This is a genomic window from Paenibacillus anseongensis, from assembly GCF_009757995.1.
GTDB lineage: Bacteria > Bacillota > Bacilli > Paenibacillales > NBRC-103111 > Paenibacillus_E > Paenibacillus_E chondroitinus.
Window position 1 is genome coordinate 625,466 of sequence record NZ_WSEM01000016.1, and the last position, 12,839, is coordinate 638,304.

Genomic DNA, 12,839 nt, shown 5'->3' on the forward strand with positions numbered 1-12,839 from the left:
AAACTGCAAATCCCCCTTTAAAATTCGTAAAACGCAATCATCAGAATCCAAAATCGCTATGCAAAAAATGAAAAGCCGCCCAAGCAAGCTTGTACGACTTCCATAAAACAGATCACAATGGTTTTAATTCTTTGTATTTCCCTGGTGTGATGCCCTCGAATTTCTTAAAAGTCCGGTTAAACGTATTGATATCGTTATATCCGACCTTGCGTGCAATTTCCACAATCGATAACGGTTGTTCCGTTAACAGCTTTTTGGCCTCCTCCAAACGTGTACGACTAATGAAATCAAGAAGCGCGTCACCGGTTTGAGCTTTAAATTGTTTGGATAGATAAGAAGGCGTGATGCCAAATTTCTCTCCAATCATTGAAATGTTCAAATTCTCTTCGGCGTAGTTAGCTTTCACATAAGCGCTAACCAGATCACCAAGCGGACTATACTCCTGCTTACGATCGGCTTGAATGGACTCACAGACCTGTTCGAGGATCGAAAGAATTTCTCTTTTCATTTCTTTTATGGTTTCACATTCGGATAATCGTTCCACAGGGTTGAATTGTTCCATGAAGGACTTTTTATTTCCTTGAGAGCCGATTTCATTCATTGTTTTCAGCATCGTGCTCGCTAGATCGAACATCAGACATTTGCCAAGCGGCACCGATAAAACGGAATTGGACACATTTGTTTCAATAATTTGCTCAATGATTGTGCTCGATTTTTCATAATCACCAGTCTTGATAAAATTAATCAATTGCTGCTCCACGTGCAGCGGATAATAATAAGTTCCGGCCTGCCGAACAGCCTCGGAGCTTGGTAATTCGTCGTAACGAATGATCGCTCCGCTTCCTTTGACAAGTCGATAAGCCATCGCTGACAAAGCTTCTTGATACGCTTCGGCAATACCAAACAGATCTTCATGTATAGAACTAATTGACACCGTCAAATGTACATGAAAATGATCAAGCAGGAATAATTTCACCGATTCAGCAACTCGGTTCAGCTCATACGTATCCGGCTCTTCGGAGCCAAAATTAAAAATACATGCCTGCATATCCTCAATTTCCGTCGTGAAGCCCCGGTTCTGAAGGCCAATCACTTCTTCCACCACATTCATTAGAATGAATTGCATCAATTTTACTTTCTGCGGATCAATGGCCACATCATCCTGAAATTTGCCGAAATGATCGATGTGGAACAAAATCACGGCAAAATGCGGGGAGTCCAGCCGGATATCATGAGCGGAAAGCGATTCATGCACGGGGATATCCTGCTCCAGGTTGCCCTTCAGCAGCCCCTGCAAGAAATGGGAGCGAATGGCGTCCCGATGCTGGTGCAACCGGCGATCCACCTGCTCTTTTTCCGCAAACGTATTATTGAGCGCATCTTGCAAAAAGCCATATTCGTTCGTCCCCTCCGCAAACGAAATCCCTGCTTTCATCGAGAAGCTTCGAATGAGGTGATGAATCGGATTGTAATTTTTACGCAGGAACAAGAACGTGACCAGTCCTCCCAGCAGAAGACTAAGTATAATACTTGCATAGACCAACCTTTTCATATACTTCATCTTATCGTCAAAGCGCTCGGCAGGAATCATCGACATATATTTCCATCCTGTCCTGGCCGAGGTTGTATACGATACAGCAACTTGTTTTGCCGCTACATCCCCGTAAAACAGTCCATTTTCCCCTGTAAACTTGTCATAAGTGAGAAAGTCAGGGCTTTGCTCGATACCGCTGGAAGCAACTAATCGATTCTCTTTATCGAGCACCGCTACCGATGTAGCTTCCGACGGCGGGATATTGGCGAGCAGCTTGGAATCTTTCATGACAAACAGGAGCACAGCTCCGGGCTGATCCCGATTCGCCAACGTAACGGATTTGGCAAACAAAACGGCTTTATAGGCATTATCATCTTCCGTTATCGTAACCGGCGTATATTCCTGAATGTAGCGTTTATCCAAATATGTCTTCCACGCCTCATAGCCTTTAAGGGTCTGTCCATCCAGCATTTGAAACAGCTGGCGGCTATCTGTCCGATTGCGCGTGGAGATCACTGTGTCGCTATTTTTGTAATACAGATAAATTTGTTCAATAAACTCATTGGCTGTCTGATAAACCCGCAAATCATTGGATATAGTGACTAAATCGTAATAATCGTTATCCGTAAGCGGCTGAGATGTATTGATAAAAGCGTTCACTTGTTTATTAAGCGAAATTTCCAAACTCAATCTCTCAATACCGCCCAGGCTGTTGTCGATTGCCAATTCCATCTGCTTCAGTGCGTTATTGTTGGCGCGATTCACCTCCGATTCGACCACATGCCAGGAAGCCGCATATAAAATTCCGCTAATAATAATCGGAACGAGAAGAACCGAAATATAAGAGGTAAGCCAAGTAACGATGACACTGCGTTTATTGAACCGGATCCGATTAAACTTCATTAGCACTAACCCCTTATCGCCATGATGTAACTGCTTTCATTTATTATAACGAAAATTTGTGGAACCGTCTTGCCGATATGACAACTCATACCCAAAGCAGCGGTTGCCGGATCGCTATATTTCGTCTCACTTCGGCCTGCTGTGGGTTTTGATCGAGCGTTCTCCATAAAGCAAGCAGCCTTTCAGAACCATTCGCAAGCCCGGCAAATAAGAAGAAAGACATAGCGACCGGCCAATCCTCATCATATTCGACATCAGCCCCGTAAGGCCACAATGCTTTATTTTCCAAATACGGTAGTAGAAAATGGATTCCCTTCTGAACACCTCGACCATCAGGAAGCTGGAATTCCCAAAGGTTATCTTCCGGTGTGGCGAGGATATGCGTGAGCGTGACAAAATTATCTAACGTGAACAGAGAATACGCATAGGGCTTCGTACGAGACAATTCCCTTGGAAAACTGCCATCGAGATCCATCTGCTCCGGGAGCAATCGACTCTTGTATGCTTCTCGGCAATAATCCAGCATACCAGAATGACCCGTTAACTTTGCAAAAGCAGCAGCCTGTACGAACCAGCAAATCCCGTGGTTGTTGGGCTCATTTCGTTCTTCTACCCCTTGCGGGTGCTCGTTCATCCATTGCAGATATTGTGCGAACCAGTTGGTGACCTCTTGCAAAACCTGTCTATTCAGTAAAGAGGTATCTTCACTTTTCAACACATGTACAGCTGCCGCCACATCAATGAGATGCAGTGTATCAATGACCCCGATCCCTCGTCCGTTGCAGACACCAGGAATCGCTTGTGCATAAATCAAGTGCGGATTCATTCGCGTGTTCTTGTCTATAAAAAATGCGTTTAACAGCTGCACGGCTTTCGCTGCATATTTCTGCTCCCCCGTTATACGGTAAGCGGAAGTCAAACAGGCGACCAAGGAGCGCATGCGTCTAAGCAAATTTCGATGTTCATGGAAATTATCCGGATTGCTTTCACCGTCACGACGAACATAAGGCAGCCCATCCGGCGTATTTGGATTGGGCCACCAGTAATCTCCATTTGAATAATAATCGTGCGCACTTCCGGGGCTTTGCAGAGCTCTCGCTTCTGTGATATGTATGCTTGGAGAAGCCAGTGCAGCTTCAGCCCCCTGAAGGATCGTCTCCAAATCCAAATATTGACCCCAGTTCTCTTTGTTTACTTGGTAAATACCTTTCATGCTCCCTAGCTCCTTTTCATTTGAATATATAAAGCACTAAATGCAGCAGATCAGCCCCGGAATTTACGGGTGGCCAAATCTGCTGCATAGCATGTGCCGTTTATTGCAGAAACTATTAGACTACTGCCGATCCAACATACGCATGACGACTGTTACGGCTTCAGCCCTTGTAGCGGTAACAAACGGCTCGAATGTTTGGTTCTCCCTACCGTTTATTAGCCCTAAGGAGACCGCTTGCGAAACTGCCTGCAACGCCCAAGCTGGAATCAGAGAACTGTCGCTAAACTTGGTTGAAAGTGACCCATCCTCTTTTGGCGAGTAGGCTCTTACAAGCATAACAACCATTTCTGTCCGATTAATGGATGCATTGGGACGCAAAGACTGGTCTTCATATCCTTGTAGAATCCCAGCTTCCAGCGCTGCGCCTAGTTCTCCCTTCGCCCATGCCGGAATATCCGCTTGATCGGTGAATGTCCGTTTCGAAGGTTCCGACTTCAAACCTAAAGCTCGCACCAGCATAGCTGCGAATTGTAATCTTGTCATCGGCTCGTCAGGCTTGAAGCTTCCGTCCGCGTAACCGTTCACGATGCCTTTGGCCGCAGCGCGAGAGATTTCATCCGATGCCCAATGTTTCGACACATCTGCAAAAGATTCCTGCGACGGTGCGGTTGGCGAAGGATTTACAGGCACCGGATTCGGCACCGGCACTGGCGCTGGCGCTGGCGTTGGCGCAGGTGCTGTTGCCGAGCTGTTGCCGGATGAAGAGTTCCTTGAAGAGGAACTGCTGCTAGCTGGTCGCTGCACCATGATGCTATACGTTTTATGAACGCCGGTAGGCAACGACACATCGATCAATACAACACTGCCGGCCCCGGCAATGGCTAGCGGTTCGCTTTCGCTGCCGCTGCGAACGGTTTGCCGCACAGCGCCGTCAACACTCACTTGAATTTCAGCCGCTTGACTTGCCGATGTTGGTGTCACTTTCAAGCTGCTAATTCCCGTTGGGAGCATGACAGTATAAAAAGTGACTTCCGGACGGAAGGCAGGCGCAAAGGTTAGATTCAAGCTCATCTGCAAGCTGCTCAAATCTGGTGTCCCTTCTTCCACTGGCAGATTGCGTCCAGCCGCAGGCCCGACATCAGCAGCCGTAAGCGGCCGAAGCGTCAAATCACTCGCCGGTTCGTACTCATCGCTGCCAACATCAGCAGTATGCAGCCGTCTTTGGCCGTCCATATCGTCTGACGCGATATACGGACCTTTTGCCGCATCAATCGCAGGACTTTGCGGTGATATACGGATTAATCCGTCGCTGCTACGAATTAGCTTCAGATCGCCTTTGTACGTTGCGTTTACAACCGTTGCATTCACTGCCACGGCAGCAGTCCCATCGGCCATATTGGCGACATACGTCGGCCGGCCTGCGTCTGTGATATCTTTTGACTCATTGAAAATAGTCCCAGCATTACTGAAAATTAAATTGTTATAAATTTGTGTTCCCGTCGGCTGGAACGTGCGCTGCGCAATTTTTACCGCCGATGCTTTACTGCTTAAATTTACGAAGGAATTGTTATAAATTTGTACATTGTATTGTCTCCAATGCCCGCGCAGCAGTTCCTGCTGTCTATCCGGCGTAAGGCTCCTAAGCTCAGCGAAATCGTTCTCACCCTTGCCCCAACGAATAATCGGATTTGTTCCCCCGTCAGGCCCTGCGTCTTCCGTTCCGCCATCCAGCTGAACGGCATCGTCCGTAAGCCCTTCCATGTAATTATTATAAATTTTGTGGTCATTGCCATAAATGCGGAATCCGCTAGTACCTGCTTTTTTGCCATCCCCGATGATAAAATTGCCGTAAAAGCTGTTGCGATGACCGTGTCGGGCAACCATCCCACCGTAAGAATTAAGGACAGTGTTATAACGAATTGTGTTATCACTGCTCTTCACCGAGACGATTTCGTCTTCCCCGTTTAATCCGTCGAACAAATTGTATTGAACCGTCACATGTCCGGGGGCCAAAGATAAACCGGAAAGGCCTAGACGGATCGCTTCCAAACCATTGCTCACTCGCGGACCGATATCATGAAAGTGATTGTATTCAATCACATCATATTGCGAAACCGCGTCCTTGCCATCATACGTAATCACGGCTCCAAAGCCGGTCTTCGGTCCGATGTCATTATATGCAATACGGTTGTGGCTGCTCGTCCCTTCAACCCGAATATAATGCCGGTCAGTCCCACTGTCTGTGAGCAGTGCCGAGTTCGGCGAATGCGATGTTTCGCCTGTGTAAACGGCTCCATTAGGATCATAACTTTCGCCGTAACGGCAGCTATTTTCCACACCGATGACACACCAGATTTGTTTGCTGACATTATTCTCAGCCTTCGTGAAACGGTATTTCTGACCTGTTTCATCCAAAGCAAATGTATTTCGCAATATTGAAATATTACTGGAATCGAACAGCTGCACTCCTGGATGCACGCCACTCATACTGGCGATTCTTTCATCCGGAACTGCTCTGCTCTTCAGTGTATCCTCCCCATGCTCCGATCCGCCGCCTGAGTGAAAAGTGAGCCCCTCAACTTCGACGTATTCGGAGTTTTCAATATGCATGTAGCTGTCGCCGGCTATAACAGCCTTGCCCTGTTCCGCAGCAACAATTCGGATCGGAAGCGCAGCAGTCCCTTTTTTATCCTTCACGACGAACGGACCCATTTGTTGATAAGTACCGTTTTGCAATTCAATCGTCATGCCTTTCGCAGCCTGATCCAGCGCAGCCTGCAAGCCTTCCGAAGTGCTGACTTTCACCACTTGAACAGGAGGCAGCGGTTCCACCGGCTTATCACCTGCCTGCGGGGGCCCGCTTGGTATAGTAGGCTCTTCTATATCAGGCGCAGTACCTGTGTATAGCTCAACTTCCGTTATGCTGTTCCAATTGCCTGAGCTTCCAGAAGCTGTATTGCCATATCCGACCAACCGCAAATAACGGACGGATGCCGGATTACTCAGCACATAAGGCTGAATGATATCATCCCCGACCTGAAGAACGCGGCTTGACCGCTTGGGAAGCAAGACGGTCGGATTCTGAAAATCCGCTTGATTTGAACCTATAATCTCAAAATGAGTTTGACGGTCGAGCGCGTTCAAGAAAGCAATATTCAGATAGGTGACCTTCTCCGGTTGCCCTAAATCGAACTGCAGCCACTCCCCTTGACCTGAAGCGGACCAGCGGACATCATTATCCCATATCCCGTCCACCACATTCGCGGAAATATTCGTTGTGTTCGGCTGATAGGAACTGGCGGTAACCGTACTTGCGTTCAGCGGTATTTGACCATTTGTTCCTTTGGCCGATAACCTATATGCCTGAAGCGTATAAGTATTCGTTGCATCTCCACTTGATAAACGAATATTGATTTTATTCACGCCGGGTGCTAGCGGCACATTGGCTAAGTCACTCACCGGCTGATTCATGCCATCGTTATTCGTCACCGTCGCCGTCGTCGAAACACCTACGCCAGCTTGCATCTCAAACCGAACAGGACTTGCATCCTGTGGAACAATGACCTCATACCCGCCCATCTTCGATGGTGAAAATGCCGGGTTCATCCCTAACTTTTGGCCGCCTGCCCATACATCCAGGCTAGAGAGCTGGATTTCCGGCATTTTCTCGGCAAAAGTGAAGTAGGATCCATCTGCCAGATCCGCATCCACTGCATAGTAGATTCCTCCGTGCAGTTCCACTGGAGTCAAGGGATGCGGTACCGCGTCATTAAAATCACCGCTTGTACTCGTTAGCAGCAATCCGCCTAACGGGAGCATGGCCTCAGGGAAAGCGACTTGCACCGTCCCGACATTGCCGGTATTCTGGACTTTCCACGTCCGCGCCGACTGTTTGAAGCCCGTACCGTAAGGAACCGACGGTGCGGTACTTCCGTTGTCACCCCAGAGAAGATACTGCTTATCCGCTAAAGCTCCTTTCGCACTAACGATGACCTGAGATGCCGCCGGTCCTTCACTGCTTCGACTTGTCTCTTGGGCCAATGCGCCTTGCTGGTCTCGAACAATCCCTGCGATGTTATGGCCAAAAGCCGCATTGGCCGCTGTAGGCCATACAACCTGATGCGACAAGCCGGCCGAGACATAATCCTTCCCTCTCAGTGGCGTCCCGAATTTGAGGGCCATGTACGTCTGCACTTGAGCTTGCTGGATGCTGGTTAACGAATCGCCAAAAACGATCATCTCAGCAACTTGTCCATCATAGCCGGAGCCCCCCGTGACAGCAGAACCGAGAGACATTGGATTGCTTCCGTTCCCAACCATCGCAAGTCGAGCCTGAGACGATGTTGCAATCGTTTGTCCATCTAATGATATGGCTTGATAGACGTTATTTGAAACGGATGGACGCGATTCATACTGAAAGCCCCAGCTGTTGTACGAAAGAGGCGGAACTGAATAAGCCGTTGTAAGTCGTGGATTACCAGATGTGACTGCACCCGAATCCCACAGGATTTGTGAGGTGCCTGAGAAGAAAGGGATATATGCACCAAACCTTCCTGTACCTTGTAACGTTTCATAGAAAATTTGCGAGGTCTGATTGGATAATGTGATTCCGCCGGTAACCAAATAAGCACTTGCTCCTACAACGGTCTCATTCTGAGCAAACAACCCGTCTTTATCCAAAAGAAGACTTCCGTTGCCTGAACGAATAAATTGGACCGACGGTTGGAAATTTAATGAGGGATTGGATGCCACGTACTTTGGTTTCGTGCGCGGACTCTTGTCCCCGACTGTCCCGTCGTTGATGAAATCGTTCCCTTGCGGACTGCTATCCTTCCATTTCGTCACTTCACCATTTCCGTTTAGCGTCATGCTCGACGGATCCGCTTTCAGCCACAATTTCAGCAAGTTGGCATCGACACCGCCAGGTGTCCCTGTCGTCTCACCTAAGGCATCGGCCTTGGAGAAACCCGCGGGCAGACTTGTGAGAACTAAAGCTGCTGCGAGCATCAAGCTGATCTTTCGCTTCCAAGAAACTTTGAATACCTTGTTCAAACTTACATCACCCCTTCATCATCATGAAACTCTCAGACATCAATATGGATGCTGACTAGCGTGAAAGCCAATACACACATCATATGTAAACCCTTACAAACAATAAATCATCAAAACCTAAACTCATCGTCAAAATCTCGAATACCACTGATCAATATCGGAAATGAACCATTAATTTGTAGGATCTGCCTGATTTCACTAGGATTCGAAGGGTTTTCTCCATATTCAAAAAAAAAAGAGCTGCACGCGGCAGCTCCTTCATCCTGTTTCATGTAATTATTAATTATACATAGACTTTCCTTTGAAATACCGTCGTGATTTTCTTATAATAGATGTTATCGCAAGTATAAGGAGTTGGTATCGATGGCAATAACCGATTGCCAGATTGGCACAGCCTCATGCAAAGCCTGTTTTGGAGGCGATACTTTGCATGGGCGGGGATTGAGCAGTACAAACATCGCCTAATTCAGCATAGATCGGTTCCACGATGTGGCTTTGCACCTTATTCATTTTACGATTATAAAATAAGGGGCTGTTCCATATGTGTGAACCATTAATTAGAAACCATCAATTCAATTTTATTAAAAAACAAGCTGGGATTCTGGAGCATGCGTTGAAAACGAACGCAGATCCAAAAGTATTGGAATCCGTTCGATATAGCTCAGAATCGAAGATTTATGAACTATTTCCAGACGCTACAGACAACCAGAAACAAATGTTGGAAACCATCTTCAAGCTGAAAGCAGCGGAAGATTTTCAAAAACATCTTAAGGCGTTAGAGCCTCATTTGATGGAATTTCCGCCAATTAGCGCAAAGCAGATTCTAAAGCTATTCCCCAAGAACAAAAAGCTTAAACTGCCAGATTTGTCAGCGATCGACTACCGATACGTTACCTATCTTAGTTGGATCGATATAGCGACGAATAAGCTGTTCATTGTCTATCATCTGAATGGGCAATTCGTTGGAGTAGAGGGGAAATATACCCCAACTAACAAGAAGGGCTTTTGTTTTTTATGTAATAGATATGAAGAACTTGCTCTATTTACGGCAATCTCCAAGAAAAGGCCGGCTCATACTACGCCTGATTATTATAAAGCGGTCGGTAACTATTTATGTATGAATGGTCAAGAATGTAATAAGAATTTGACGGATGTTGCTTCGTTAGAAAAGTTTATTGACACTGTGATCGGTTAAATGAAAGACCGGGACCTCTTGCTGCATAAGGTCCCGGTCTTTTTCTGGCTTCTGGCGGCATCATATTGCTGGAATCTCAGAAGGCACCTTCAGATTAGTGACATCGAGGCCCTTCTCATCGCGAGCTTTCAAGTCTTTTAGAAACTCAAGGAAGTTATATCTAGGTTTCCAACCCAGAATTTCTTCAGCCATAGATAGGTCATGTTGTTCCACTTGCTCCGGCAATTCGATCTCGTACTTGTTCAGTAATTGAATGGCGCCTGGAACTTGTGACTCGCACCACGCAGGACCCTTTTTCTTAAAGTCTTGAATAACATCCACGGGCATACCATGATTCGTATGTACAATTGTACGAAAAAGCCCCACTTTTTTCTCCAAAACGGCCTTAACAGAAGCAACTGTAGCTTCAGCTACATCCCTTCTATCCACACCATTGCGAAGCAAACGAGTACCGAACTCTAAATAGGGGCGTGGAATAAACTCATGGTAACGCAGCATCGCTATCGAGGCACCCGTCATTTCATGATAAGTTTTACATAAATCTTCGCCAATAACTTTACTAACTCCGTAGACTGATCCCCATCCATAGGCCATTGAAGAAGCATAGACGATAGCTTGTATTCCAGCTTGCTTGCATGCTTCCATAACATGAAAGGTTCCATCCACGTTCACAGCAAAGATCGTTTCATCACTGACAGGCGGATTATGTGCGCAATGCCAGGCTGCCAGATGAACAACCGCATCCACGCCTTGTACCGCAAGCCGTACATCCCCAGGGCTTCTTGTGTCGCACCTTACAAACTCGAGTTCCCTCAAATCATCTGCATGTGGAGGCATAATGTCTGCCATCCTAACCGTGTAACCTGCATGAACTAATGCTCTGCACACGGCTTGACCGCCATTGCCCGCGGCACCGGTAACAAGAACTCTCATCATCTCACACCACCTAAATTTTGTATGTTTGCTTATTTATTCGTCATTCTAAATGCTACACCTGCTTTCGAGATACTTTAAGCCAAAAAATCCCCGAAGTAAATCTTCCGGGATTTTGTATACGACAAGATTGAAATTGGCTGCATTAACGGATAAAGCTTAAGGGCAGCAATTTGGTGAAAAAGCTGGTTTCGTTTTCTACTTTTATTTTCTCAGGTTTCATCACTTGTTCATTTTTCATCGTATTATGAGACATCAAATTTTCCCATGCGTAGGTGTTGATATTCACTACATAATCCTCCTTCAAACTCTCAGGTGTACTTCTACATCTTAGCTTTCATTTGTTCACCTGATGTCAAAGAGGAATAGATTTATTGTAAAGAAAAAACACCGCCTAATTTCTCGGCGATGTCTTCCTTCTAGATGATACATTATTTCACAAATTGATCTAATGGGCCTAACGTAACGGCATTATATTTCTCAGAAAGCTGCAAAAGTCTAGGAACATCAATTGGAGCAGGGGGAGGAAGCTCTTTCTTTAGCGCTGGTTCAGCCATTTCCAGGAACATCCCTAAAAATTCTGCACGGCTGAAGAAGTTCAGAAGGCGCGCAGGCTTGCTGCCAACGACCCGCAAGCCGTGTGCAATTCCTTTCGGCAAGAACACAAATGCGCCAGCTTTAGCTTCGATCTTCTTACCATCTAGAAAAAAGTCAACTTCCCCATCTAAGATGTAAAAAGATTCGTCTTCCTCTTGATGAATGTGATACGGCGGCTCAAATCCTACCGGTACCGAGCATTCTACCATTCCAAACGAATTGTTGGTAGAAACCGCGTCGGCTTTGACCGTCATCAAAGTTCCTAAATACCAAAAGTCTTTACCGACTTGGCTTTGTTGCGTATTTATTGCATGGCTAGACATTGTAATGCGACCCTCCGATTACTTCAACTTCTCAGCAAGCTTCTTGCGATATTCCAAGGCAGGCAGTCCACCCCAACCCCAATTATCGGTGTCAACTTCTTCAATAACCACAAAAGTAGATTCTAATGGTTTGTTCAACACATTGAGCAGAACTTCACTAACCCCTTTAATAATCGCGGCTTTCTCTTCAGCAGTAACGGACTGACGATCCGGAGTTGTGCCCTCACGGGTCACTTGGATATTTACGATTGGCATCGAAATTCTCCCCATTTCTATTAAAATTAGATGGATCTAATTTGCTAGATTTACATCGTACCCGCGTTTTGCCCACCATCAACATAAAGGATTTCACCAGTAACAAAGTTCGCAGAATCCAGGTATAAAACAGCATCTACGATGTCTTTAGATTCGCCCATGCGTCCAACTGGATGTAAACCGGCAAGAGCTTCATGTGTCTCAACAGCGTGCATTGGTGTTTTGATGACTCCCGGCGAAACAGCATTTACGCGAATACCACTTGCTGCATACTCAATTGCCAAAGATTTGGTAGCCGACTTCAGACCACCTTTCGTCAATGAAGCAAGCACAGAAGGCACTTTTACCGACGGCTGATCAACCAGACTTGTCGTAATATTCACGATGTGTCCTGAGCCTTGTTTCAGCATCTCCGTCACTGCACGTTGAGTAACGTGGAAGAAACCGACCACATTCGTGGATAAATACGTTGCAAAATCATCTTCCGTATATTCCGTAAATGGTTTAGACATGAAAATCCCAGCGTTATTAACTAGCGTATCAATGCGTCCGAAGTGGGTTACCCCCTCTTGGATTAAGCGCTGTGCAACCTCGGGATCGGCGATATCGCCAGCGACGAACCGCACGCTTTTTCCTGTGGGATCTATTTCTTTTGCAACCTCAGCCAATGCCTCTTCACGGCGTCCATTGATGACGACTCTCGCTCCCTGATTCACCATCTCGATCGCCATCGCTCTTCCGAGACCGCTGCTTCCGCCAGTAATCACTACTACTTTGCCTTGTACCGTCATTGGTTATTCTCCTTTATGATGATGTTCTAGATGTTGATTGACT

At 46.5% G+C, this 12,839-nt stretch carries 9 protein-coding genes; 1 reads left to right on the top strand and 8 read right to left on the bottom strand.

All coding sequences use genetic code 11. The features are described from left to right. Window positions 1–112: 112 nt before the first annotated feature. The 3 genes from GON05_RS19110 to GON05_RS19120 form a co-directional block, all read right to left on the bottom strand. Entirely contained in the window at window positions 113–2,437 is a 2,325-nt protein-coding gene (locus GON05_RS19110; RefSeq protein WP_157320968.1) for a helix-turn-helix domain-containing protein, read from the bottom strand. Window positions 2,438–2,522: 85 nt separating this feature from the next. Further along, entirely contained in the window at window positions 2,523–3,650 is a 1,128-nt protein-coding gene (locus GON05_RS19115) for an alginate lyase family protein (protein ID WP_157320971.1), read from the bottom strand. A 120-nt stretch (window positions 3,651–3,770) separates the two neighbouring features. Beyond that, window positions 3,771–8,702, bottom strand: a complete 4,932-nt coding sequence (locus GON05_RS19120) for a chondroitinase-B domain-containing protein (RefSeq protein WP_157320973.1) — start codon at window positions 8,700–8,702, stop codon at window positions 3,771–3,773. Window positions 8,703–9,243: 541 nt separating this feature from the next. Between GON05_RS19120 and GON05_RS19125 the strand changes: the two genes are divergently transcribed. Next, a complete protein-coding gene (locus GON05_RS19125; RefSeq protein ID WP_157320975.1) occupies window positions 9,244–9,897 on the top strand; it encodes a FusB/FusC family EF-G-binding protein in 654 nt (217 codons plus the stop codon). 60 nt (window positions 9,898–9,957) lie between these two features. Here the strand turns inward: GON05_RS19125 and GON05_RS19130 are convergent, their stop codons facing one another. From GON05_RS19130 to GON05_RS19150, 5 genes are all read right to left on the bottom strand, one after another. Beyond that, window positions 9,958–10,833 carry an NAD-dependent epimerase/dehydratase family protein gene (locus GON05_RS19130; protein ID WP_246239251.1) on the bottom strand — a complete coding sequence of 292 codons (876 nt, stop codon included), beginning with the start codon at window positions 10,831–10,833 and terminating at the stop codon, window positions 9,958–9,960. A gap of 142 nt (window positions 10,834–10,975) precedes the next feature. Then, window positions 10,976–11,119, bottom strand: coding sequence for a hypothetical protein (locus tag GON05_RS19135; protein ID WP_157320977.1), 144 nt, complete (start codon window positions 11,117–11,119; stop codon window positions 10,976–10,978). Between the two features lie 142 nt (window positions 11,120–11,261). After that, window positions 11,262–11,750 (bottom strand): cupin domain-containing protein, encoded by a 489-nt coding sequence (locus GON05_RS19140; RefSeq protein WP_157320979.1) that lies wholly within the window; start codon window positions 11,748–11,750, stop codon window positions 11,262–11,264. Window positions 11,751–11,768: 18 nt separating this feature from the next. Then, window positions 11,769–12,005, bottom strand: a complete 237-nt coding sequence (locus tag GON05_RS19145) for a tautomerase family protein (RefSeq protein WP_127450801.1) — start codon at window positions 12,003–12,005, stop codon at window positions 11,769–11,771. Window positions 12,006–12,055: 50 nt separating this feature from the next. Further along, window positions 12,056–12,796 (bottom strand): SDR family NAD(P)-dependent oxidoreductase, encoded by a 741-nt coding sequence (locus GON05_RS19150; protein WP_157320981.1) that lies wholly within the window; start codon window positions 12,794–12,796, stop codon window positions 12,056–12,058. Between the last annotated feature and the right edge of the window lie 43 nt (window positions 12,797–12,839).